The sequence below is a fragment of the Halomonas sp. MS1 genome, assembly GCF_024182575.1.
Classification (GTDB): Bacteria; Pseudomonadota; Gammaproteobacteria; order Pseudomonadales; family Halomonadaceae; genus Vreelandella.
In genome coordinates this window covers 3,141,343-3,166,856 of record NZ_CP098926.1, presented here as the reverse complement: position 1 = coordinate 3,166,856, position 25,514 = coordinate 3,141,343, and the positions used below count along the sequence as shown (strand labels likewise).

20 protein-coding genes are annotated in these 25,514 nt (G+C 54.0%); 8 read left to right on the top strand and 12 right to left on the bottom strand.

The window, feature by feature from the left end; translation table 11 throughout:
• Positions 1–5 precede the first annotated feature (5 nt).
• The 4 genes from ptsP (at position 6) to pgi (ending at position 7,491) form a co-directional block, all read left to right on the top strand.
• Entirely contained in the window at positions 6–2,873 is a 2,868-nt protein-coding gene (gene ptsP, locus NF683_RS14425; protein ID WP_253920282.1) for a phosphoenolpyruvate--protein phosphotransferase, read from the top strand.
• A complete protein-coding gene (gene pfkB, locus NF683_RS14420) occupies positions 2,873–3,844 on the top strand; it encodes a 1-phosphofructokinase (protein WP_253920281.1) in 972 nt (323 codons plus the stop codon). The genes ptsP and pfkB overlap by 1 nt, the downstream gene beginning before the upstream one ends.
• Positions 3,841–5,577 carry a PTS fructose-like transporter subunit IIB gene (locus tag NF683_RS14415; RefSeq protein ID WP_253920280.1) on the top strand — a complete coding sequence of 579 codons (1,737 nt, stop codon included), beginning with the start codon at positions 3,841–3,843 and terminating at the stop codon, positions 5,575–5,577. Before pfkB ends, NF683_RS14415 begins: the two co-directional genes overlap by 4 nt.
• Positions 5,578–5,826: 249 nt before the next feature.
• Entirely contained in the window at positions 5,827–7,491 is a 1,665-nt protein-coding gene (gene pgi, locus NF683_RS14410; RefSeq protein WP_253920279.1) for a glucose-6-phosphate isomerase, read from the top strand.
• Between the two features lie 126 nt (positions 7,492–7,617).
• Here pgi and NF683_RS14405 read toward each other — a convergent pair whose 3' ends face one another.
• From NF683_RS14405 to NF683_RS14390, 4 genes are all read right to left on the bottom strand, one after another.
• Positions 7,618–8,013 (bottom strand): GFA family protein, encoded by a 396-nt coding sequence (locus NF683_RS14405; protein ID WP_089037938.1) that lies wholly within the window; start codon positions 8,011–8,013, stop codon positions 7,618–7,620.
• Between the two features lie 57 nt (positions 8,014–8,070).
• Entirely contained in the window at positions 8,071–8,436 is a 366-nt protein-coding gene (locus NF683_RS14400) for a glyoxalase superfamily protein (protein ID WP_089037937.1), read from the bottom strand.
• Positions 8,437–8,526: 90 nt separating this feature from the next.
• Positions 8,527–9,210 carry an HAD family hydrolase gene (locus tag NF683_RS14395; protein ID WP_253920278.1) on the bottom strand — a complete coding sequence of 228 codons (684 nt, stop codon included), beginning with the start codon at positions 9,208–9,210 and terminating at the stop codon, positions 8,527–8,529.
• Positions 9,211–9,324: 114 nt separating this feature from the next.
• Complete coding sequence (locus NF683_RS14390) at positions 9,325–9,903, bottom strand: TetR/AcrR family transcriptional regulator (RefSeq protein ID WP_253920277.1); 579 nt, start codon at positions 9,901–9,903, stop codon at positions 9,325–9,327.
• A 128-nt stretch (positions 9,904–10,031) separates the two neighbouring features.
• Here NF683_RS14390 and NF683_RS14385 point away from each other — a divergent pair, with 128 nt between their 5' ends.
• On the top strand, positions 10,032–10,514 hold the full coding sequence (locus NF683_RS14385) for an HPP family protein (RefSeq protein WP_038483211.1): 483 nt from the start codon (positions 10,032–10,034) through the stop codon (positions 10,512–10,514).
• 199 nt (positions 10,515–10,713) lie between these two features.
• On the opposite strand, the gene NF683_RS14380 is transcribed toward NF683_RS14385, so the two are convergent.
• Together NF683_RS14380 and NF683_RS14375 are read right to left on the bottom strand one after the other, a co-directional pair.
• On the bottom strand, positions 10,714–11,688 hold the full coding sequence (locus NF683_RS14380; RefSeq protein ID WP_089037934.1) for an Rpn family recombination-promoting nuclease/putative transposase: 975 nt from the start codon (positions 11,686–11,688) through the stop codon (positions 10,714–10,716).
• A gap of 248 nt (positions 11,689–11,936) precedes the next feature.
• Positions 11,937–12,803, bottom strand: coding sequence for a hypothetical protein (locus NF683_RS14375; RefSeq protein ID WP_253920276.1), 867 nt, complete (start codon positions 12,801–12,803; stop codon positions 11,937–11,939).
• A 226-nt stretch (positions 12,804–13,029) separates the two neighbouring features.
• On the opposite strand from NF683_RS14375, the gene uraD reads away from it, so the two are divergent.
• From uraD to aceF, 3 genes are all read left to right on the top strand, one after another.
• Positions 13,030–13,563, top strand: coding sequence for a 2-oxo-4-hydroxy-4-carboxy-5-ureidoimidazoline decarboxylase (uraD, locus tag NF683_RS14370; RefSeq protein WP_253920275.1), 534 nt, complete (start codon positions 13,030–13,032; stop codon positions 13,561–13,563).
• 103 nt (positions 13,564–13,666) lie between these two features.
• Positions 13,667–16,339, top strand: a complete 2,673-nt coding sequence (gene aceE / locus NF683_RS14365; RefSeq protein WP_193061858.1) for a pyruvate dehydrogenase (acetyl-transferring), homodimeric type — start codon at positions 13,667–13,669, stop codon at positions 16,337–16,339.
• A gap of 58 nt (positions 16,340–16,397) precedes the next feature.
• Positions 16,398–18,098 (top strand): dihydrolipoyllysine-residue acetyltransferase, encoded by a 1,701-nt coding sequence (aceF, locus tag NF683_RS14360; RefSeq protein WP_253920274.1) that lies wholly within the window; start codon positions 16,398–16,400, stop codon positions 18,096–18,098.
• Positions 18,099–18,254: 156 nt separating this feature from the next.
• Here the strand turns inward: aceF and NF683_RS14355 are convergent, their stop codons facing one another.
• The 6 genes from NF683_RS14355 to NF683_RS14330 form a co-directional block, all read right to left on the bottom strand.
• Positions 18,255–18,986: a GntR family transcriptional regulator gene (locus NF683_RS14355; protein ID WP_089037690.1), complete on the bottom strand. Its 732-nt coding sequence runs from the start codon at positions 18,984–18,986 to the stop codon at positions 18,255–18,257.
• Positions 18,987–19,109: 123 nt separating this feature from the next.
• Positions 19,110–20,432 (bottom strand): glycerate kinase type-2 family protein, encoded by a 1,323-nt coding sequence (locus tag NF683_RS14350; protein ID WP_253920273.1) that lies wholly within the window; start codon positions 20,430–20,432, stop codon positions 19,110–19,112.
• A 160-nt stretch (positions 20,433–20,592) separates the two neighbouring features.
• Positions 20,593–21,477: a 2-hydroxy-3-oxopropionate reductase gene (locus NF683_RS14345; RefSeq protein WP_193068404.1), complete on the bottom strand. Its 885-nt coding sequence runs from the start codon at positions 21,475–21,477 to the stop codon at positions 20,593–20,595.
• Between the two features lie 109 nt (positions 21,478–21,586).
• On the bottom strand, positions 21,587–22,363 hold the full coding sequence (gene hyi / locus NF683_RS14340) for a hydroxypyruvate isomerase (protein ID WP_089037687.1): 777 nt from the start codon (positions 22,361–22,363) through the stop codon (positions 21,587–21,589).
• A 68-nt stretch (positions 22,364–22,431) separates the two neighbouring features.
• Positions 22,432–24,219, bottom strand: coding sequence for a glyoxylate carboligase (gene gcl, locus NF683_RS14335; protein WP_089037686.1), 1,788 nt, complete (start codon positions 24,217–24,219; stop codon positions 22,432–22,434).
• Between the two features lie 352 nt (positions 24,220–24,571).
• Positions 24,572–25,369, bottom strand: coding sequence for an IclR family transcriptional regulator (locus NF683_RS14330; protein WP_009724987.1), 798 nt, complete (start codon positions 25,367–25,369; stop codon positions 24,572–24,574).
• Positions 25,370–25,514: the final 145 nt, after the last annotated feature.

Here is a 25,514-nt window from a genome sequence, read left to right as displayed (position 1 = left end):
ACCCTATGTTAACTCTCGGCCCAGATGACATCTTGCTCGACCGCCATGCGGACGACTGGCAAGCTGCACTCGACATCGCCGCTAAGGCGCTAACGGATGCGGGCTTAGTTGAGGCCGAGTACCGTGATGGCCTCCATGCCCGTGAAGCGCAGTCGTCAACATATCTTGGTAACGCGATTGCCATTCCACACGGCACGCCGGAAAGTCGTCAGCACGTAAAACATACCGGCGTGAGGGTGCTGCAGTTCCCCAAAGGCGTTCAGTGGCATGACGGCCAGACGGTCTATGTTTTGGTGACGATAGCCGCGCAAAATGACGAACACCTGGATATTCTGCGCCAGTTGACCCACGTCTTAGACCGCGAAGGCGTCGCCAACCAGCTCGCCAGCGCTAGCTCGGCTGTCGAGGTAGCGCGTTTACTTTCCAAACCAGCGCTTGAGCCACGCCTGGATGCCGATACGCTGTGCATTAACTTTCCTGCTCGTGACCCTCAAGAGCTCGCCCTGGCCGCTGCCGCTCGGCTGCGCCAAAGTGGCTGCGTTGATAACGCTTTTATTAGCGCCATTGCCAGTGCTTCCCCCCAATGGCTGGGCAAAGGATTTTGGTTGGCAAGCCACGCCCAAGGGGTGACACAACCCGCATTAGGCGTTGCCACGCCAGCCGATCCTAAACTTGAGCATAGCGGCCACCCTGTCCACGCGCTGTTCTGTTTAGCGGCCAGCGGCGATGCCCATCGCCCACTGCTGGAACAGCTATTAGCCGTGTTGGAGAACGGCGAGAGCGACAGCTTGGTAGGCAAAAGCAGCGCACAGCTGCTGGCCACGCTGGCGGGTGAAACCGCCAGTACTCAGACTCGCCGCGTGCGCGTCTTGAACCCCCATGGCCTGCACGCCCGCCCGGCAAAACAGTTGGTACAGATCGCCCGCGCGCAATCAATGCCGATTAATGTACGCCTTGAAGAAGGCAGTGCCTCCACGGTTTCAGCCGCCAGCCTAACCAAAGTGATCGGCTTAGGAGCACGGCGTGGTCAGTGGCTGATCCTTTCTGCCGAAGGTGAGCAAGCAAGGGCTGCACTGGACGCCGTTTCCGCTGCGATCGAAGAAGGCTTGGGCGAGAAAGTAACGCCGTTCGACGGCGGCTTTGATGCCAAGTCGGTGACTAACACGAGCAAGCCCGTTGAGCCGTTAGTCGCTGATGCGCCCCACACCGGCGTTGCCGCTTCGCCGGGCTTAGCCATTGCGCCGGTGTTTGTGATTCGCCCGATGCAGTTCGACTACGCTGAACACGCCAGTGACCCCGAACATGAAATTAGTCGCCTGAAAGTGGCACTCAAAGAAGGCGCTGCTCAACTTCAAGCACTTGTGCATAACGCCCCTGGCGGCGAAGTGGCCGATATTCTCTCGATGCACGAAGAGATGCTCGACGACCCCGAACTGCATCACGCTGCCATTGATGCGATTCGTGAAGGTCGTTCAGCAGAAGCCGGTTGGTGGAACGCCATTGAAACCGCCGCCCACGCCCAGGAAATGCTCGCCGACCGCCTGCTGGCTGAGCGCGCCGCTGACCTGCGCGACGTAGGCCGCCGCGTGCTGGGGGTATTGTGCGATGTCCAACTGCCCGAGCCGCCTGACCACCCGTATATTCTGGTGATGGATGACATCGGCCCTTCCGATGTTGCCCGCTTGGATACCTCGCGCGTACGCGGCCTGCTTACCGTGCGCGGCGGCGCCACCGCACACAGTGCTATTCTGGCTCGTGCGCTGGGTATTCCCGCTGTTGTCGGCGCCGGTGAAGCCGTCATGGCGTTGCATAACGGCAGCATGATGATTCTGGACGGTGAACGGGGGCGGGTTACCTCCCAGCCTTCCGAAGAGCGCCTGCAGCGCGCGGAACAACAGCTTCTCGACCAGCAACAGCGCGAAGCCGATGCCTGGAAGCTACGCTTTGAGCAAGCCCAAACCCGCGATGGGCATCGGGTAGAAGTGGCAGCCAATCTTGGTAACACCGCCCACGCCGCCGATGCAGTTGAACGCGGTGCTGAAGGCGTTGGCCTGCTGCGCACTGAATTCCTGTTTATGGCCTACTCAAGCGCTCCGGACCTAGCCACCCAAATTGCCGAGTACCGCGAAGCCACCGATGCCTTGGATGGCCGTCCGCTGGTCGCGCGTACTTTGGATGTGGGGGGCGACAAGCCGCTGCCCTACTGGCCGGTTCCCCAGGAAGACAATCCTTTCCTTGGCCTACGCGGCATTCGCCTCGCGCTGACCGAGCCGGAAGTGCTGGAAACACAAATCCGCGCGCTGCTGATGGCAGCTGTCGGCCGTCCGCTACGCATCATGCTGCCGATGGTTAAGGATGTCGCTGAATTCCGCGCCGCCAAAGTCATCTATGACCGCCTGCTTAGCGAAATCCCACCACAGCAGCGCGCCACTGATGTGCAACTGGGCGTGATGATCGAAGTACCCTCCAGCGCACTGCTAGCACCTACGCTGGCGGCCGAGGTGGACTTCTTCTCCGTTGGTACTAACGATTTAACTCAGTACACCCTGGCCATCGACCGCGGCCACCCAGAGCTTTCTGCCCAGGCCGATGGCCTGCACCCCGCCGTGCTGCGTTTGATTCAAATGACCGTCGATGCCGCCCATACCCACGGTAAATGGGTCGGCGTATGCGGCGAGCTTGCCTCGGACGCCATGGCCGTGCCGGTGCTGGTAGGGTTAGGCGTTGATGAGCTTTCCGTCAGTGCGCGACAAATTCCGCTAGTCAAAGCTCGCCTGCGTGAATTTGATCTTGCCGATGCAAAAGCCACTGCCCAATTAGCACTGAGTAAAGCCACCAGCGATGAAGTGCGTGATGCCCTGGAGGCCCGCTAATGGCTCAGGTAGTGTGCATTACACTCAACCCCGCGCTGGATTTAGCGTTCAACCTTGAAACGCTGACACTCGGTCATGTAAACCGCCCCCACAGCGCCCAGTTAGAAGCTGCGGGCAAAGGCGTTAACGTAGCACGCGTGCTGGCCAGCTTAGGCCATCAAGTGATTGTTAGCGGCTTTCTCGGCCAGGATAACGACGCGCCGTTCAGCTTGGCATTCCCCCACTACGGCGTGGAAGATGCCTTTGTACGAGTACCCGGCAGCACGCGCATTAACGCCAAGCTGGCGGAACAGTGTGGCCGCGTCACTGATATTAACGGCCCCGGCATGCCGATTGAGGCTGACCATCTAGATGCCTTACGAACTACCCTAGACGATTTGTTTCAGCGCTCCGCTCCGCCCCAAGCGGTCGTCGTTGCCGGTAGCCTTCCACCGGGTATTGATCAGTCGCTGTTTGCTGAACTACTAACCACCCTAAAAAGCTATGGCGTACCACTTTGGATAGACACCAGCGGCCCAGCACTGCTGACCGCCATTGCTGTTCAGCCTGCGGCTGTAAAACCTAACGAAACGGAACTCGCCGACTGGGCTGGCAGCACGTTAGATTCAAATCAACAGCGCCAGCTCGCCGCCGAGCGACTGCACGCCAGTGGCATAGAGCACGCACTGATTTCCGCAGGCTCAGAGGGCGTTTTATGGGTTAGTTCACAGGGCACTTGGCAATCCACACCGCCTAGCGTAAACGCCACCAATACCGTTTGTGCGGGCGATACCTTTGTGGCTGGCATGCTCCATGGGCTGCTCAGCGACTTCGCCCCGCAAGACACCCTTCGCTTCGCAACGGCACTCTCTGCCGAAGCGGTTCGCCACGTCGGCGTGGGCACCCCCCACGCCGACGACTTTGACTTACTCCAACAACAGACTTTGGTACGGCGTCTTGACGACACCATCACCAAGGGAGCTACGCGATGAAGCTTATTCTAATTACCGCCTGCCCCAGCGGCATGGCGACCACCTTTCTGGCCGCCAAGCGCCTTGAACAAGCGGCCACGCGGATGGGCTGGAGCGCCCATGTGGAAATGCACGGCGAAATTGCGCCGCTGCAGGCAGCCACCGCCGAACAAATTGCTCATGCCGATCTGATCGTGGTCGCTGCCGATCATGTTCCTGCCCCGGAACGTTTTGAAGGCAAACGACTTTTCCAGGCGCCGATTGCCAGCGCCCTGCCCGACCCCAGCGCCTTTTTAACTCAAGCCAAGCGTGAAGCACCGATTTACACTGCTCCTGCAACCCCTACCGCTGCTGACACTCCAGCGAGCAATACGGGTAGCAAGAAGATTGTCGCTGTTACTGCCTGCCCCACCGGTGTTGCTCATACCTTTATGGCCGCTGAAGCGCTAGCCGAAGCAGGCAAAGCCATGGGACATGCCATTCGCGTGGAAACCCAAGGCTCAGTGGGCGCTCAGGATCATTTAACCGAACAAGAGATCGCCGACGCCGATGTGGTCGTACTGGCCTGCGATATCGACGTTGACCCTGCGCGGTTTGCAGGTAAGCGCATCTACCGAACCTCAACCGGCAATGCGCTAAAAAAGCCACGTCCCACGCTGGAAGCTGCTCTTGTTGATGCTAGCGTAGAAAACGCCAACAGCGCTTCGGGCAACGCCAATAAGAGTGTTAAAGAGAAAGGCGTTTATAAGCACCTACTCACTGGCGTGTCGTTCATGTTGCCCATGGTGGTAGCGGGCGGCTTGCTGATTGCGCTGTCGTTTGTGTTCGGCATTGAAGCCTTTGAGCAGGAAGGCACACTGGCCGCTGCGCTTATGCAAATTGGCGGTGGTACCGCCTTCGCGCTAATGATTCCGGTGCTGGCAGGTTACATTGCCTACTCCATCGCCGACCGCCCCGGTATTGCTCCAGGTATGATTGGCGGTATGTTGGCGGCTGACATTGGCTCCGGGTTTATCGGCGGCATTTTGGCAGGCTTCCTGGCTGGCTACGTAGCCCTCGCGGTTACCCGCTACGTTAAACTGCCTTCCAGCGTTGAATCGCTCAAGCCTATTCTGATCATCCCGCTGGTGGCCAGTCTGGTCACCGGCCTGACGATGATCTATGTGATTGGCGAGCCTGTCGCTGCATTGCTGAATGCGCTGACCAGCTTCCTGGCCTCAATGGGTTCTACTAACGCAGTGCTGCTGGGCATTCTATTGGGCGCCATGATGTGCTTCGATTTGGGCGGCCCCGTCAATAAAGCAGCCTATACCTTCGGCGTGGGCTTGTTGGCTTCAGAAACCTACGGCCCAATGGCAGCCATTATGGCGGCAGGCATGGTGCCAGCGATTGGCATGGGTATTGCCAGTTTCGTAGCGCGCAATAAATTTTCTGAACCAGAACGGGAAGCAGGCAAAGCTTCGTTTGTACTCGGCTTTTGCTTTATTAGTGAAGGCGCCATTCCCTTCGCGGCGAAAGACCCGTTGCGGGTTATCCCCGCGTGCATGGTGGGCGGTGCGATCACCGGTGCGCTTTCCATGCTGGTAGGCGCGAAACTAATGGCACCTCACGGGGGTATCTTTGTCCTGCTCATTCCCAACGCTATCACTCCTGCACTACTCTACCTTGGTGCGATTATTATCGGCTCGCTGGTAACCGGTTTAGGCTATGCCTTTATCAAACGCGGCGCCGCTCACGTCGCCGTTACCAGCTAAACGCTTGAACGTCAGTGCTGAGCAGGCGGCCACCTGCTCAGCGCCTCTTTTGCTACGCATCTCCCTCCTCAGCCCCACACCAACAACGGTTTATTACTAATTTTTTAACCATCAATCGCTTAATAGTTGCTTAAATTGGGGTTTTATGTAGTATTTTTACCTAAATAGAGCCATAAATAGTACAAGGCACGAGCCAGCAACATAGCGCTCGTCACTTAATAATGATCTAAAACAACAGGACCGCCTTCTATGTTTCAACTCACCCGCAGCGTTACTTGGCAGGCACTTGAACGCCTGCGCGACAAAACCGCCAACGACCGCATTCGTGATTACTTCACCAATGACCCGCAGCGCTTTGAAAAAATGAGCCTACGGGTGGGTGGCCTGTTCCTGGATTACTCCAAACATCACGTCTCTGATGAGGTACTCACCAAACTGCTTGAGTTGGCCGACCACTCTGCCCTGGTTCAGCGCCGAGCGCAGATGTTCTCTGGCGATATTATCAATGTCACCGAAAATCGCCCGGTACTCCACACCGCACTGCGCAATTTAAGCGATGAACCGGTGCATGTAGACGGCAACGACGTGATGCCGGAAATCAATCGCACCCGGGAACAAATCAAGCAGTTCTCAGAAGCGGTTAGAAGCGGTGAGTGGAAAGGCTATAACGGTCAACGCATCAAAGACGTGGTCAATATTGGCATTGGTGGCTCAGACCTTGGTCCCAACATGGCCGTACGCGCGCTACTCAAATACCGCCACCCGGAACTGCACTTCCACTTCGTCTCCAACGTCGATGGCACCCATATTCAGAAGGTGCTTTCACGACTAGATCCGGCGACCACGCTGTTTATCGTTTCCACCAAAACCTTCTCTACCCAGGAAACCCTGCTTAACGCCAAAACCGCACGGCGCTGGTTCGTGGAAAATGCCGGTGAAGATGCCGACGTAGGCGCCCACTTTATTGCCGCTTCTACTAACCGCAAAGCGGCAATGGAGTTCGGCATTCGTGAGGAGAACGTGTTCGAGTTTTGGGCCTGGGTGGGCGGCCGCTACTCCATGTGGTCATCTATCGGGCTGCCGATTGCGCTTTCGGTTGGTTTTGAAGGCTTTATCGAGCTGCTGGAAGGCGCTCATGAGATGGACCGCCACTTTATCGAAGCGCCCTTCGCGCAGAATATGCCAGTACTGATGGCGCTGATTGGTATCTGGTACATCAACTTTATTGGCGCCGAAACCCAGGCCATCGTGCCCTACGATCAAGCCTTGAACCAACTGCCTTCGTTCCTGCAGCAGTTGGATATGGAGTCTAACGGCAAGTCAGTCGATATTTTCGGCCATCCGGTTAACTATAAAACCGGCCCGATTGTCTGGGGGCAAACAGGCTCTAACGGTCAGCACGCTTTCTTCCAACTACTGCACCAGGGCACCCGCTACGTGCCGATTGATTTTATTGCCTCGCTGAAACCCGAGCCCGGCGTGGAAGACCATCACTTCGCCTTGCTGACTAATATGCTCGCCCAGGCCAATGCCTTTATGGAAGGCAGCCAAGGGGACAGCAAAGAGCTTAGCCAGCATGACCCCTACAGCTGCCCCGGCAACCGGCCTTCCAGCACCCTTTTGCTTGATGAGCTAACGCCAAAAAACCTAGGCGCGCTGATTGCCCTCTACGAACACAAGGTGTTTGTGCAAGGCGTTATCTGGAACATCAACTCATTTGATCAATGGGGCGTGCAGCTTGGCAAACGCATTGCCGGTGAAATCAGCGAGCGCATCGATACCAACGCCGCCGACTTCGACACCTCAACACAAGGTCTACTGGAGCTGGTACGCGCTCATTTTCCTGGCGACAGCAGCGCAAAGCAAAGCGCGCCAGCCAGTACTGATAAAAAGCAGACAAGGAAGAAGCGTTAAGCGAAGAGTTGGGTAAACGTTAGATAAACAAACGCCTTGGCTTTTCAGCCAAGGCGTTTTTGGTTTGATCTTTGATGCCAGTATCGACACCGGTTGAAGGCAATCAGAAGCCCCGAGCCGCCTAAATTAATCCGGCGCAAATTGCTCGAAGACCTGCTGTCCGGTCATTTTCTCTGTTTGGTTGTTAAACTCGTAATAATCGGGCTTCTCATCAATAAATATTTCGCTGGTGAGTTGGAACGTCTGATCCTGGAACAGGCCTGCTGGGAGAATATACTCATTGCTGGGTAGCAGGTGATAGAACAGATGCGTCCCGCAGGTTGCACAGAAACCCCGCTCCGCCCAATCAGATGAGCGGTACGCGGTAGGCTCAGCACCAGAGAACTCTACCGGACCACCGCAATGCACGGCGAACATAGGCCCACCCGACCAGCGCCGACATAGTGAGCAATGACAAACACTGACCTGCTCGTGGTTAGGCGCAGTCACTTCGATGGAACCGCAAAGACATGTGCCTTTCATCGCAAACTCCTTTACCGTTAGCCCCCATGACAGCCGCTATCGTGATGCCAACCAATGTTAGGCTGCTGTAGGCTCATTGAACAATATTCTGTTGGAAAACGGATCGACCACTTCAAACACCCTATCGCCCCACGGAGCTGTGGTTATTTCCGGGCGGCTATACTTGTAACCACGGGATAGGATCTCGCGGTACAAGCCTTCAAGATCATCAGTATTCACAAACGTTTTAGCGCCGGGGGAGCAATCCCCAGAATGTTCACTGAGATGAAAAACCAGATCACCTCGGGATACCTGCATATAGACAGGAAAGTCTGCTTCGAAGCGATGCTCCCAATCAAGCGACATCCCCAAAAACTCAAGATAGAACGCCTTGGCTTTAGATTCATCAAAAATTCGTATAATCGGAATGGCTTGAAAATGCACTTATGCTCTCCTGACAAACAGCGCTTTAACGAATAGCTAGCCAGCTCTGGTTAGAAAGCCTAAAGCCCCCTTTACCCTTAGGCGTTCGATTTAAACAGGCGCAGAGTTGCTCTCTACGCCATAGCCATGGCGTATATACTCAACGGCTTCAGCCATGCCACTAAGAATCGCTGTCGCTGAATGAAAGTTTTGCTGTTGAGACATTTCCGTGGGTAGTGCCAAGCAGCTTATGCCAGCTCGAAAGGCAGCTTCAAGACCATGTTGTGTATCTTCAATGGCAAGACACTCATCCGCAGCAACGCCAAGTCGTTGCAGAGCCAGAAGATAGCATTCAGGTGCGGGCTTGCTGTTTCGGACATCATCGTTAGAAACAATCGTAGAGAACTTCTCTTCAAACCCATTGGCCTGCAGTGTTTTTTGAACACCATTTGCACTAGCGCCTGTCACCACTGCCAGCTTCAAACCCGCACTGTGGAAGTAAGCAATCGCCTCTCGTACGCCAGGCATTAACGGGAATGCCTGGCTAGCAAGGTAGTCCTGCGTCGCGGCGTTCTTCGCTTCTATAAGTTGATCAGGGGACGCATCAATCCCAAACCTCTGCACCATATCCAGGGCATTGGCGCGCGTTGGCAGGCCTGCATAGTGGGTTCTGTACTGCAGCTCGGACAATTCAACGCCATATTGGCTCAGAATATGTACCCACATTTGAAAATGGATATGTTCAGAACTGACGATCGTCCCATCGTGATCTAGCAAAATTGCGCGAAGTGCCACAAGACCTCCTAGAAATAGAGCGTTTAAAACCCAAGGCAAAGCTACTATCACATGAGCTGCAAGAGAGCGTTTACGAGTAAGTTACTTACTCACGGCCTTGAAAAAACCAAAACACTAAGGCTCTAACCTTGCCCTCAACAACTCTTTAGCAATTGCTTTGGCTTTTACGGCAGCTGTTAAATCCCCCATCACCTGAGCCTGAACAGTCGCCCCTTCTTTTAAAGTAGCTATCGCTTCCGACAACGTAGTCACCGTCTTTTCATCAACGAATATTTGTGACGTATACCGGTTTATTAAGCCAAGCATGGCTCTTTTATGGCTAGCGCACTGTTGATGTACGGGATGATTTAAGTCACTGAATTCAGCACTGACATTGATGAAATAACAGCCATGGAAAGGATAAATTAGCGTTTCTCTCTCATTAAACCAATCATCCAACGCATCGAACAAAGCAAAAATTGCGCTTTGTCCATCAGGTGCGCCCTGGGTGCGCCCTTCAATCCAGGAAAAAAATTGTCGATCACGATAGTCAACCGTTGCAGCGATCAGGGCTTCTTTGCTGGAAAAATGATGGTATAGCGTTTTTTTTGCCACGCCTGATTCAGCGATGATCCGGTTGATACCAATGGCATGCACCCCATGGCGGTAAAACAACCCAAAGGCGACCGAAACTAACTGCTCTCTTCTGTCCACAGCACAACCTCACCTTCATTTTACGAGCAGCATAATATTGACGCGCAGAGACCGATCTGTCTACCATAGTCAAAAAAGGAGACAGATCGGTCTCCCTTGTCTCAACTCTTTCGCCCAAGGATGCATTTATGAGAATTTCCCTGTATTTACCTGCTCAACAGAAAGCAGCCCTGCTCGCTGGCATTGGAGCGACTGGATGCATCACAGCACTCAGCTTTCTAAGTTCACACAGTGACGCGTTATGGCTAATGGCCCCCTTTGGCGCCACCATGGTGATACTGTTTGGATTACCCGCCAGCCCATTAGCCCAACCACGCAACGTGATTGCGGGTCACTTAATAACGGCGGCATTAGGACTGATGGTGGCTCATTTTTTTGGCGTGCACGAATGGACGCTGGGCTTGGCAGTCGGTTTATCGATAGTCGCTATGATGCTTACCCACACCATCCACCCGCCTGCAGGTGCTAATCCCCTACTGATTATGCTAGCGGGAGAACACTGGCATTTTTTGATCACTCCCGTAGCGTCTGGAGCCCTTTTAATTGTGGGATTCGGATACGTCTATCACCGGTTTGTTTCAGGGCAACCGTACCCCAAGCAATGGTTTTAGTTGAGAAGATGTTAACAGCACAAAACCAATGTCCAGGCCATGCAAGCTCGGATTCGACATAACAGCATCTGAGGCATAAAAAAATACCCCTTGGCACTTTCGAACCAAGGGGTACCGGTTACGTCAGCAACATCGCCTCGTTTTTCAGTTCGACGCACAGGCCTACTACCCGGTCGATGGCTTACAGGCTGTAAGAATGCTAGCGCTTGAACATATCATCCAGGCGATTGGCGAACAGTACATCGCGCATCCAGCCTTTCAGTTGGTCGTGATCAGCTTTCACAAGCTGTGCTTCTACCCAGTCAGGCACGTCACCAAACTTTAAGGTGAGCAATGTGCGCATAGTTTCACGTGCTTCAGCTAAACGCCCTTCTTGCCGCCCTTCCAGGCGTTCTTTCTTGACCAAGTTCTCTAAGTTCTCTGCCAACATATCTTTGTCCTCCATCAGACTGTCGAGCCGATCCAGGTTGACCTCGGCGCCCAGCCGGTACAAATGCCGCTTGAGCCAGCGGGTGATAATCCGGTCGATGCGTTCCTTATTGGGGTCAGCCTGAATGATGGCGACGACCCGGTCCACAGCGTTCTGTAACGCTTCCCAGCTTTCTCCGGCGTTTTCCACACCGAATACACCGCTAAGCGGTGTCTGGCGTAAGCCTAATTCTTCGTTAGTATAGCGCCCTTCATCGACCAGAAAATAGCGCAGGCGCGGTTGATAGACCTGCAGAAAACTCGGCGGTTCCGGCTGTACCATCTCGTAAATATCCAACGGAGCTGTCCAGGGCTTGGAGCCATTGTACAGCACCACCGGAAATACCGGTGGAAGGCCCTGGCTGGGCGTAATGACCTTCTGTTTGAGTAGTTCACTGTAAAAGCAGGCGACGTAGTGCATCAGCCGAATCGGCATGCTGCGATCAACCGCTGACTGGAACTCTAGGAGGATGTACAAAAATACCTCCTGCGTCATGCCCTTCCAGGTGACTTCCACCGACCACACCACGTCTTCGATCTTCTCTTCGAACAGCGGTGAGATGTAATGACCACTGTGCTTCTTGAGCGTCGTGAAGTTCATTAACCCGGCAATTTCAGGCGGGGCAAAGCCTTCGATCAGTTGCTCAACGAACTCGGGGTGGCTAAATAGCTCTTTATAGCCCGTATCATGGTGATGAGTCGCCATAACGCGTCCCTGTTAATCGTAATAACGTCAGAATACCATGGAGAGCGATAGTCGACGTACCGCATGATTGATATGTGGTGATTCAATAAAATCAGAAATCAATGCGATATTTGCCGCAAAAGCTGATCCGCTTTTACAGTTTGATAGTGCCTATTGATTGAACACAGCGCGTACCTGCTCACCTAAAAAATACCCCTTGGCACTTTCGAGCCAAGGGGTATCGGTTAAGCCAGTAGCAGTGGTTGGTTTTAGAAGTGCCATTCCAGATTAAAGGTCATGGCATCGGTATCGACACCCGGTTGGCTGTGGTTTCCGAATTTGTTGCGCCAATACTCATAACCGACGCCCATCCATAAGGAATTTTCCGTGCCCCAGGCAATTTGCCCGACGTCTAGCATCAGCGAGGTGCGCATTAACTGCTCAGGCTCGGTCGCTTCCCCAAAGTAATCGTCTCCTTTTTCGCTGTTGTAGTTATAGAACCCTTGGAATTTTAGCGGTAACGCCGCCGCTTCAAACGGCAGCCCCCAGGCCAAGTTAATTTGGTAATAGGGATCAAACGAAATGCTGTTCTGATTTTCTGGCAATCCACAAGGTGGCAAGCCGCAGTGGTTCCACTCACGGCTATAGAACAGGCTCAGATCCACAAAGCCTCTCGGCACATCAAATTTAAACGTTGGCCCCACCACTAATTGGCGTTTACGTGGTGCAAAGCCAGTATTTTTGGTGTTTAGGTCAAACCCAAACGTCAGCGCCATGTCTTTGACGGGCCCGAAAGCGATGGGCTCATTGAATACGCCGCCCCCATGGAGTTGATGACGGTATGTCAGATAAGCTTCCGTCGCCCCTGAATCACTGTTACTGGCCGGGTCTTGGCTGCTGGACTGAAGCACGTCCAGATTTAAAAAGTTTTGGCCCAGTGAGTAACCACTAACATGGGTGAACTGGAGAATGTGCTTCTCTATGTTCTCTGGGTTATTCGGCTCAGTAAACTGCGTTCCATAGCGATACCCCACGAACGTATCGCTCCATGTCGCTGCCTGGGCACCTGCCGAGATAGTGCCAAGAGAAGCGCCTATCGCCAGATACGTTGCCACTGCTCGATTGCTCTTCAACATGCAAAACCCTTTGTTGTTTGATTTTGTTTTTAGACATCTTTCTAAGAGCCCCACTATCAAGGCCCTTCTATAAAGACCTTTCTATAAAGACCTTCCTAACGCCGTTATGCCTGCTTTTCGCGGATGCGATAGCGATTTTTTTGCGGAAACGGCACTTCTTAGAGTACATTTAGCAATATTTATTGTATACAATAAAACAGATAAACAAATACAAACGGAGGACACAATGTCGCGTATTTTAGAAGCAGCTCGCCCCAGCCGCCTTGGTTTAGACGCCTTTCTTGAGCACTACGGGGACGTTTTTGAACATTCACCCTGGGTAGCCGAAACCGCCTGGAAACAGGGATTTACCGACCAACACGATTACCCGGATGTGCTAGCTGACTGCATGGGCAATGTGCTTAAGGGTGCTGATATTGATCAGCAAATTGCTGTCATCCGCGCTCACCCAGACCTTGCCGGGAAAGCAGCTCTCGCGGGTGAGCTAACCCAGGATTCCACTCGCGAACAGGCTGGTGCGGGGCTAGATCAGTGCTCAACCGAAGAGTTTGAACGCTTTCAACGCCTGAATCAGGCCTATCAAGATAAGTTCGGTTTCCCCTTTGTGATTGCTGTTAAAGGGCTTGATCGACACGCCATCCTTTACGCGTTCGAAAAGCGCCTTGAAAACGACGCCGCTACCGAGCGTCAAACCGCTATTGAGCAAATCATCCAGATAGCGCGCTTTCGCCTGCACATGCGTGCGGCCGAGGCAGCGTAATTCTCACGCGCTTAGCGCTTCTATTTTCCTTTCAGCCTGACCTGTGGTGCTCGGCCCTTCAGGCTGTGAGGCTTACCTTTTATCGTCATTCGGAGAGACCTCTATGAGTCTGGAGACAAGAGAAGATCTCGATCCGCTCGAAACCACGGAGTGGCTGGAATCCCTGGAATCAGTACTGGATCGTGAGGGCGAAGATCGTGCCCGCTACCTGATGACCCGCTTGGCGGATCGCCTGCGCCGGGACGGGATGAAGGTACCCTTCTCGGTGACAACCCCGCACCGGAATACGATCCCTGTGCATCGCGAAGCACCGATGCCCGGCGATCTGTTTATGGAGCGCCGCATTCGGTCGTTGATTCGTTACAACGCCATTGCCCAGGTCATCCGTAATAACCGCGCCAACCCCGGGCTGGGCGGCCACATTGCCAGCTTTATGTCGTCGGCCACGCTGTACGATGTTGGCTTTAACCACTTCTTCCGTGCCCCCAAAGGCGATTTTGAAGGCGACCTGATTTACATCCAGGGCCACGTTGCCCCGGGGATTTACGCGCGTTCCTACTTGGAAGGCCGTTTATCAGAAGAGCAGATGGACAAATTCCGTCGCGAAGTCGACGGCGATGGCCTGTCTTCCTACCCGCACCCGTGGCTGATGCCGGACTACTGGCAGTTCCCCACGGTGTCCATGGGCCTTGGCCCGATTCAGGCCATCTATCAAGCCCACGTGATGAAGTACCTGCATCACCGTGAGCTGAAAGACATGTACGACCGTAAAATCTGGTGTTTCATGGGCGACGGCGAGTGTGATGAGCCAGAGTCACTGGGCGCCATTTCCCTGGCGGGGCGTGAAAACCTCGATAACCTGATCTTCGTTATCAACTGCAACCTGCAGCGCTTGGACGGTCCGGTGCGCGGCAACTCCCGCGTCATGGACGAGTTCGAAGGCGTGTTCCGTGGTGCCGGTTGGAACGTCATCAAGGTGGTCTGGGGACGTCATTGGGATCCGCTGTTCGAGAAGGACAAGAAAGGCATCCTGCAAAAACGCATGGATGAAGCGGTCGACGGTGAGTACCAGAACTACAAGGCCAACGGCGGTTCGTACACCCGTGAGCACTTCTTCGGTAAGTACCCCGAAACCGAAGCGATGGTCAACGACCTGTCTGACGAAGACATCTGGAAGCTCAACCGCGGTGGCCACGACCCGTTCAAGGTCTACGCGGCCTACCACGAAGCGGTCAACCAGACCAACGGTAAGCCCACGGTCATTTTGGCGCACACCGTCAAAGGCTACGGCATGGGCAGCGGCGATGGCGAAGCCGCCAACGAGTCTCACCAGGTCAAGAGCATGGAGTACGAAGCGTTGCGTAAATTCCGCGACCGCTTCGGTATTCCGCTCACCGACGAGCAGCTCAAAGATGTGCCCTATTACAAGCCGGAAGAAGACTCCCCCGAGCTGAAATACATGCACCTGCAGCGGGAACGCTTAAACGGCTACCTGCCGAGCCGCCGCAGTGACTTTGAGGCGCTGGAGATCCCCAGCCTGGAAGACAAAACCTTTGCCTCGCAAATGGTCGGCTCTAAAGGGCGTGAAGTCTCGACCACCATGGCGTTCGTGCGCGTGCTGAACGGCCTAGTGAAGGATAAGAAGCTCGGCAAACATGTCGTCCCGATTATTCCTGATGAAGCGCGTACCTTCGGCATGGAAGGCATGTTCCGTCAGCTTGGCATCTACACCTCGGAAGGTCAGAAGTATGAGCCGGTCGATAAAGGCCAGATCATGTTCTACCGCGAGGATCAGAAAGGCCAGATTCTCGAAGAAGGGATTAGTGAAGCCGGTGCCATGTCCGCGTGGATTGCCGCCGCGACGTCCTACAGCAACAACAACGTCACCCTGCTGCCGTTCTACGTTTACTACTCGATGTTCGGCTTCCAGCGCATTGGTGACTTGGCCTGGGCGGCGGGTGACCTGCAAGCCCGCGGCTTTATGGTCGGCGGCACTGCCGGGCGTACCACGCTCAACGGTGAAGGTCTGCAGCACCAGGATGGCCACAGCTTGATTCAAGCCTCCACCATCCCCAACTGCCGCAGCTACGACCCGACCTACGCCCACGAAGTAGCGGTCATCCTCCAGGATGGTCTGAAGCGCATGTTCTCCGATAAAGAGAATTGCTTCTACTACCTGACGGTGATGAACGAAAACTACGAGCACCCCGCGCTTGAGAGCGTGCCTACCGACGATATCGTCAAAGGCATGTACCTGCTCAACGAAACGCAGGGCGACAAAGGCCGCGTGCAACTGATGGGCTCCGGCACCATCCTGCGCGAAGTCGAAGCGGCTGCGGAGCTGTTGGCCAACGACTGGGGCATTGGTGCGGATATCTGGAGCGTGACCAGCTTTAACGAGCTGCGCCGCGAAGCGCTGCTGCTGGAGCGTGAAGGCTTCCTGAACCCGGATGCCGAGGCCAACAAGCCCCACGTGACGAAGTGCCTGGAAGGCCGCGACGGCCCGGTGATTGCCTCCACCGACTACATGAAGCTCTACGCCGACCAGGTGCGTGCCTGGGTGCCCAGCGAGTACACCGTGCTGGGCACGGACGGCTTTGGCCGTTCCGACACCCGCGAGAAGCTGCGCTACTTCTTTGAAGTAGACCGCTACTTCGTCACCGTGGCGGCGCTACGCGCGCTGGCAGACCGCGGTGAGCTTGATCGCAAGCACGTCGGTGAGGCGCTGAAGAAGTATGGCATTGATGCCAGCAAGCCGAACCCGCTGACCAGCTAAACCGCTGCCCGGCGGGCAGAAGCCCGCCGGCTCGATCCGATTTGGAAGGAGCGCGACCTTGAGTAGCGAAATCATCAAAGTTCCCGATATCGGTGGTGATACCGATGTCGAAATCATCGAGATTGCGGTGTCAGAAGGCGACGTCATTGAAGCGGAAGACACCCTAATCACCCTGGAATCCGACAAAGCCAGCATGGACGTCCCGGCCCCGAAAGGCGGCAAGGTGCTCAAAGTGCTGGTCAAAGAAGGCGATACTGTCTCCGAAGGCGACGACATCGTTGAGCTGGAGGTTGAAGGCGGTACAGACGGTGGCGAAGAAACGTCAGCCCCCGCGTCTGACAGCCAGCCCAACGACGCGCCAGCGAAACAAGACAAACCAACGCAGGAAGACGCCCCCGCACCGGCAGCGAAGAAAGCCAGCGGCGGCAAGCAAACGGTCGATATTAAAGTGCCTGACCTGGGCGGTTCCGACAGCGTTGAGATCATCGAAGTCGCGGTCAGCGCCGGTGATGAGGTCAACGCCGAAGACACCCTGATCACCCTGGAGTCTGACAAAGCCTCCATGGACGTGCCCAGCCCGCACGGCGGCAAGATCGTTGCGCTCACGGTAAAAGAAGGCGATACCGTCTCGGAAGGCGACGTGATCGGCCAGATGGAAATCGCTGGCGAAGACAGTGATGCATCGGCTGAAGAAGATGCATCGCAGGCGCAAGCCGCTGCTGAAGAGCCGGTCGTTGAAAAACCTGTCGCTGAAGCACCAGTAAAACAAGCGCCTTCTCCTGAAGGCCCCCCAAGTCCGGAAGCACAAATCGCTGCTTACCAACCGCGGGATAGTAAGCTAGTACACGCAGGTCCCGCAGTACGCATGCTGGCACGTGAGCTCGGCGTCGACCTCGGTCTAGTTAAGCCTAGTGGCCCGAAAGACCGGGTGCTGAAAGAGGATGTGCAGGCTTACGTGAAGCAGGCCATTGCCAACCAAGGTAAAGCGCAAGCAGCGGCTGCCCCTGCGGCGAGTGGTGGTGCTGGCATTCCCGCGATACCGGAAGTCGACTTCAGTCAGTTTGGCGACGTAGAAGAGAAGCCGATGGGTCGCCTGCTCAAGATGGGCGCGACCAATCTGCACCGCAGCTGGCTTAACGTGCCTCACGTGACGCAGTTCGACGAGGCCGACATTACCGAGCTTGAAAGCTTCCGTAAGGCCATGAAAGCCGAGGCCGAAGCCCAAGGCGCCAAGCTGACACCGTTGCCGTTTATGGTCAAAGCCTGTGCCTTTGCCCTGCGTAAATTCCCCCAGTTCAACGTCAGCCTGAAAGGCGACGGCGAAACGCTGGTATGGAAAAACTACGTGCATATCGGGATTGCCGTGGATACGCCTGATGGCCTGATGGTGCCGGTCGTGCGCAACGCCGATAAGAAATCCTTGATCGAGATTGCCAAGGAGATGGCGGAGCTAGGCAAGAAAGCGCAAACCAAGAAGCTTAAGCGTGATGAGATGACCGGTGGTTGCTTCACTATTTCGAGCCTTGGCTCGATTGGTGGAACCGCGTTCACACCGATCGTTAATGCGCCGGAAGTGGCGATTCTGGGAGTATCGAAAGCGCAGATGAAACCGGTATGGGATGGCAGTGCCTTCCAACCGCGCTTAATGATGCCGCTCTCGCTCTCCTATGATCACCGGGCGATTAACGGTGCGGATGCCGCCCGCTTTACGGCCTTCCTGGCCGATGTGCTGACGGATATTCGCCGATTACTGCTGTAATCGTCTCGCAGTAAGCCACAAGCGGCGCCCAATGGGCGCCGCTTTTTTGAGACATCAGTTTGGAGCATTGAAACCTATTGTTCGCGAAAACCCAGGGTTACCGAAAATCGATGGTTAGCGAAAACCCGGGGCTAACGAAAACCTAGTTCTAGCGAATCACGCCCTAACAGATTTACCGCCTAGAATAGTCATCAAATCGTCGTTTTCTGGCTCTTGAGACGACAGTACCAGCAAAGACTCTAAGCTATTAAGGTGCGTGTATATCGCCTGCTTAGCCGCCTGCGCATCACCACTCGCTAAGTGTGCAAGCAAGTTGGCATGGTCTCCTTCCAAGTAGCAAGAAGACAACCCCGGACGCTTATAGAGAGCGATGACAATTGACGTTCTCAAGACGAGATCGGTCAGCATCGCGCCCAAAATACGATTAGGGGCATACTGGGCGAGGAGATGATGAATATTGAGGGAGTGTTCGATGCGTGACGGTTCGTCACTGTTTTCAAACGCCTGCTTTTCAAGGGCGACCTGCTTCTCTAACGCCTTATAAGTCGCCACATCCAGCTTACCCGCCAACAGTGAGACAATCTCACCTTCCACTAGCCTACGTGCGGAAAACGTCTCTCGCGTTTCGTCAATCGAAGGCGCTCTGACGCGGGCAACCTGGTTCGGCCGTTGGTCGATAACATGTTCAGCATCAAGCCGTGTTAACGCTTTACGCACCACTGAACGGCTGACGCCAAATACATCGCCGATGGTGACTTCAGGCAGTTTTGTATTCGGTGCCAGTCGCTGCATCAGTACCGCAGACCGGATGTGTTCAACAATGTCTTGATCGCTAACGCGACCTTCTTTCGTTTTAGTAAAACTTTTCTTGTGCCAGCCGAGGGTCATGGCCTAACTCTCTAATGAACCTCGACGAAACTTATCATGTTTACCCCTCAGACAACCACTCAGAACCACGCAAAACAATGCCTTAACGGGTAATCGGGTCAATATGCGGGCACAACCACAGCCTTACGACGGGTTGGGTAGAATAAGAATCGCGCGAAAATCGTTAACATTGGTTCGGGTTGGCCCCGTTACCACGAGGTTATCTAACGCGTCAAAGAAACTGTACGCATCGTTACGGGCAAGGTAATCCTGTGCAGAAAGCTTTAATGCCTTAGCCCGCTGCCAGCATTCAGGCCCAATTAACGCGCCTGCATTATCTTCAGAGCCATCAATGCCATCGGTATCAACAGCAATTGCATAAATGCCATCACACCCTTTTAGCGTATCAAAAAGCCCCAGCAGGTACTCAACGTTGCGCCCTCCTCGACCATTACCACGCACGGTAACGCTGGTTTCACCACCTGACAGCACCAGCAGCGGACGAGTAATTTCAGACTGCAACTTGCACGCCATACGCCCTTGGGCAATACCTAAATCTCTTGCTTCCCCCTCAAGATCATCGCCTAACACTCTTACCTCTAGGCCACTCTCTTCGGCGCTGAGCTGGGCGGCTTTCAGTGCGTCCCGCGCACGGGCTAGGATAGTCGATTTATCCCGTGAAAATCCTTGGTTCCAGGTCTGAGGCGCACGATGATCGGCCATTAAATGGCGCTTCACATGCTCAGGCACCTCAATCTCATGGCGGTTTAAAATTGCCAATGCATCTAACGACGTGGTGTTATCCGGCAGCGTCGGGCCTGAGGCAATTAATGACGGCACATCACCAGGGACATCCGAAATAAGCAGCGTCACCACTTGCGCGGGGTGCGCAGCGGTGGCCAACCGCCCGCCTTTAATTGCAGACAAATGGCGCCTTACGGTGTTGATTTCACGGATCGGTGCACCGCAGCGAAGCAGCGCCTTATTCAGAGCCTGTTTGTCTTCTAACGAAATGCCGTCCGCCGGCAGAGTCATTAACGCGGAGCCGCCGCCGGAGATAAGCGCGATCACTTGATCGTCTTCACCCAGGCCTTTTACTTCATCAAGCATGCGCTTAGCGGCTTGCTCACCCAGCGCATCAGGCATTGGATGAGAGGCTTCCAGTACATCGATATAACGACAGGCTGCCCCATGCTGATAACGGGTCACTACCACGCCTGTTAAGTCGACCTCTTCGCCTGACTCACGAGCGCGTTTTTCCCACGCCAACTCTAATGCGCGCGCCATGGCGGCGGCGGCCTTACCCGCGCCCACGACGACAGTTCGGCCTGGCGGTTTTTCAGGCAACTGGGCAGTTAATAAGCTATCGGGATGTACCGCAGCAATGGCCGTTTCGGCCAGTTGATTCAGCCACTGGCGGGTTGCCTCTTCACTGGTAAAAGGCGCCAAGCGAACAAGGGAATTCATCAAAAGACTCCTCGGGCAGGGATCAGGAAAAAGGCTCAGAAAGGAGCTTAGAAAAGAACGTAAACAAAGAGCTTGGAAAGCTTAGTAAAAAGAACTTAAAACTTAGTAAAAAGAACTTAATGGCAGGCCAACAGACGCTGGCCTGCCTGACAAAGGCGCGTTATTGGCCAACCTCATGGTCTGCCAGCTTCTCTAAAGCGCGCACAATACCTGCGTGATCCCAATCCTGGCCCCCGTTGGCAACACACGCTTGGAACAACTGCTGTGCATTGGCAGTGCCTGGCAATGACAGGTTTAACGTTCTGGCACCCTCTAACGCCAAGTTGAGATCTTTCTGGTGCAGACGAACGCGGAACCCAGGCTCAAAGGTACGCTTGATCATGCGCTCGCCGTGAACATCGAGGATTTTCGATTGGGCTAAACCGCCCATCAGTGATTCACGCACTTTAGCGACATCAGCACCTGCTTTAGAGGCAAACAGCAACCCTTCTGCCACTGCTTCAATGGTTAGCGCAACCACAATCTGGTTAGCCACTTTACACGTCTGACCTGCACCGTGGCCGCCGATGTGGGTAATCGTCTTCCCAACAACGTCCAGGTATGGCTTGGCTCGCTCAAACCCTTCCGTTGTTGCGCCCACCATAATGGTAAGCGCAGCGTTAATTGCACCACCCTCACCACCAGAAACCGGCGCATCGACAAACTCCCCGCCCGCATCGGTAATCCGCTTGGCAAATGCCTGGGTCTGCATTGGGGCAATGGAGCTCATATCAATCACCAGGGTGCCGGGCTTCAGGCCTTCAATCACGCCTTCCTCACCAAATAACACGCTTTCGACATCGGGCGTATCGGGCACCATGGTGATAATGACGTCAGACGCTTCAGCCACCGCTTTGGGTGAAGCGACTTCACTCATGCCTTTCTCGGCAAGCGCAGCATCCAAGGTGCCGCGTTTAACAGTCACCAACGAGTGACCAGCGTCGAGCAGGTGCCCCGCCATAGGACGACCCATAATGCCTAAACCAATAAAACCAATCTTACTCATAATTGTTCTCCATTCGCGTCTTTTAGAAACCAACCTATTGTTTCTAAATGATTTAGATTTCCTGAGTTAACGACTATCTACTCACTTGCCTGTTTTAAGTCATACAGGGTTAACGCGCCTTATCTAACCAACCTAAACCTTCTACCGTCGTGGTCTTGGGCTTGTACTCGCAGCCGATCCAGCCGTCATAGCCAAGCTGCTGCAGGTGGCTAAATAAGAAGGGATAATTGATCTCACCCGTTCCTGGCTCATGGCGCCCTGGGTTATCCGCCAACTGCACGTGAGCGATACGTGCAAAATGCTTTTCAATAGTGGGCGCAAGATCACCCTCCATGATTTGCATGTGGTAGATGTCATACTGCAGCTTTAAGTTATCGCTGCCGACTTCGTCAAAAAGTGCCAACGCCTGCTCGGTGCGATTAAGGAAAAAGCCTGGAATGTCACGGGTATTGATAGGCTCTGCAAGCAGCAAAATGCCGGCTGCTTTGAGTTTTTCGGCAGCGTAGCGAAGGTTTTCGACCAAGGTACGGTGAGCTTCAGCATCACTAACGCCATCAGGCTGAATACCCGCAAGGCAGTTCACCTGCTTGCACTCAAGCGTAGTGGCATAGTCGATCGCTTTATCTACACCGGCACGAAACTCTTCTACCCGATCGGGATGGCAAGCAATGCCTCGCTCGCCTGCTCCCCAATCTCCCGCAGGTAAGTTGTGCAGCACTTGGGTTAGGCCATTCGCATCCAAGCGCTGCTTGATGTCAGCTGCCGCATAGTCATAGGGAAAAAGGTACTCAACCCCTTTAAAACCCGCCTTTGCGGCGGCCTCAAAGCGATCAAGAAAATCGACTTCAGTGAACAGCATACTGAGATTCGCGGCAAACTTAGCCATAGTGTTCTCCTAACGTTTTAGCGTCTTAATAACGACTTCAGCGACTTGCCTGGAAGCACCTTGGTGCGTTACGTCAGGCTGGCAATAGAACTCGGTGCATCGGTAAGGTTTTCAGCTAACGCTTCGAACTCATTAACCCCATCAAGGTCAGTGCCCATCGAGATATTGGTAACGCGCTCGAGAATGATTTCCACCACGACCGGCACACGGTATTGGCGCATTAGCTCACGCGCTTTCTCTAACGCAGGTGCAATCTCATCGGGTGTCGTGACACGCAGCGCTTTACAGCCAAGGCCTTCAGCAACCGACACGTGATCTACGCCGTACTCCGCGAGCGCCGCTTCTTCGTCGGTATAGTTAATGTTCTTGAACGAGAGCTGGACACAGTAGTCCATGTCGAAGCCACGCTGGGCCTGACGAATCAAACCGAGGTAAGAGTTGTTCACCAGCACGTGGATATACGGCAAGTTAAACTGCGCCCCTACCGCTAGCTCTTCCACCATGAACTGGAAGTCGTAATCGCCAGACAGCGCAACCACTTCGGCATCAGGGTCGGCACGGCAAACACCCAGTGCTGCAGGCACTGTCCAGCCTAGTGGCCCAGCTTGGCCACAGTTAATCCAGTGACGAGGCTTGTACACATGCAGGAACTGAGCGCCGGCAATCTGCGACAAACCGATGGTGCTGATATAGCGCGCATTTTTGCCAAAAACCTTGTTCATCTCTTCGTAAACACGCTGGGGTTTCACCGGCACATTATCGAAGTGCGTTTTGCGCAGTAGCGTGCGCTTACGCTCCTGACACTCTTCCGCCCAGGCACTACGGTTTTTAAGCTGTCCGTTGGCCTTCATTTCACGCGCGACATCGATAAACAGGTCTAGGGCGAGCTTAGCGTCAGAAACGATGCCGTAGTCAGGTCCAAAAATGCGGCCTATTTGCGTAGGCTCGATATCAACATGAACAAACTTTCTATCTTTTGTATACGTTTCAACATTGCCGGTGTGTCGGTTAGCCCAACGATTACCAATCCCCATGACAAAGTCAGACGCCAACATGGTCGCATTGCCGTATCGATGCGACGTTTGCAGCCCCACCATACCTGCCATTAACGGGTGGTCATCAGGGATCGTTCCCCAGCCCATCAGCGTCGGGATCACCGGTACACCGGTTAGCTCAGCAAATTCAACTAATTGCTCGGCAGCATCGGCATTGATGATGCCGCCACCAGCCACGATCAACGGCTTATCGGCTTCGTTGAGCAGCGTCAGTGCTTTTTCAATTTGGGCACGAGATGCTGAGGGTTTATAAGCCGGAAGTGATTCGTAGGTGTCCGGATCAAACTCGATTTCGCTCATCTGTACATCGATGGGAAGATCGATCAGTACCGGTCCAGGACGGCTAGAACGCATAAGCTGGAAGGCTTTCTGGAATGCGCGCGGTACCTGGGCAGGTTCCATCACCGTAACAGACCATTTGGTCACCGGGCCTGCAATCGCCTGAATGTCGACGGCCTGGAAGTCTTCTTTATGCATCTTGGCGCGGGGCGCTTGGCCAGTGATACATAGAATCGGAATTGAATCAGCACTGGCGGAATACAGGCCCGTAATCATATCCGTGCCCGCGGGGCCAGAAGTACCGATACACACACCAATGTTGCCAGCGGTTGTGCGGGTATACCCTTCCGCCATGTGTGAAGCGCCTTCCACGTGGCGTGCTAACACGTGATCTACGCCGCCCACTTTACGCATCGCAGCGTAGAAAGGGTTGATCGCAGCACCTGGCACACCAAAGGCAACATCAACACCTTCTTTTTTCAGGACGTGAATGGCGGCTTCTGCAGCTGTCATTTTAGCCATCACAACTTCTCCTCGAAGAGTGAATACATTTAGTATTCATTTTTGTATTTAATTTTGTATACGAGACAATATTCAAAGTATGCGCCATCCGACGCACTGTCAATATTTAATGGAAAATATTTCCACTAAATTCAACAGAAGCAATAAAAGTCATTTAAAATCAAATTCTTAATATGGATTATATTGAGTATAAACACGTATAAGGGAGCGCCAGTGTTACTAACGAAACGCTCTCGGTATTGGTAAAAACAGGCATGCCAACTGGACCGGTGCTTTTGCATCCAGTCCATACAGGGGTGAACATTATGTAAATTTAATCCCGCGCGCAGCGTGCTATTGTCGTCTGCAACACCTAGCCATCGCGTTTCGCAAGGGCTTGATCGTGCCCTAGCATGTCGGAGATTGTTCTCGCGGCCTCTTGCACCAGCGCTTGCAGCTTGGTTCGCTCATCCTCGGCAAACTCATGTACCGGCACCATGATACTAACGACGCCCTCCACTACCCCATCATGGTTGTAGAGCGGGTAGGCAATCGATGAAATACCAAAGTGATAATAAGAATCGGCAATGACATAACCACGCTGACGGTCTTCCTGAACTAAGTCCCACAGAACATCACGCCGGATCGGTGCACCGAGTTCTTTATTAAGTAGTTGGTCGTCAGGATAGAGCGATTCAAATTCCTCTTTTGAGAGATCTGTCAGCAGTAGTCGCCCTAATGACGTGCAGTGCAGTGGAATTCGTGTTCCTACACTAACGCGACGAATCGTGGCGTTAGTGGCACCCACACGGGCCACATAAACGGCGTCCCTTCCATCGCGAACGGCAATATGACTTGAGCAGCCGGTCTGCTCGCATAGCGACTCAATAACAGGATGGCCTACCTGCACAACATCCAATGAGGCCACATATTCAAAGCCCAGCTTTAGCACGTTAACACCCAGCGAATACAATCCAGTGACCGGGTGATGGCGTAGAAACCCCATATGCTCCAAGGTCTGTACTGCGCGATACGACGTCGACTGGGGATAACCAACGCGTTTGACGATCTCAGCAAAACTCATTTCACGATGATGACGATTGAGCTCCATTAAAATCGTCAGCCCTCGTTCAAGCGCGGGAATTAAATGCTTTTTTTCCTTATCACTCATGGCGGGTTAACTCACTTCGTTATTTGTATTATCGAGATAACGTAAAACCCCCAACGCCTGCGCAAATCTACCACTGGCCGATTGCCATTAATGATTTAAAGCAACATTGAGCATGCGTTAAGGAACTCAGCTAATACAGCAGCTA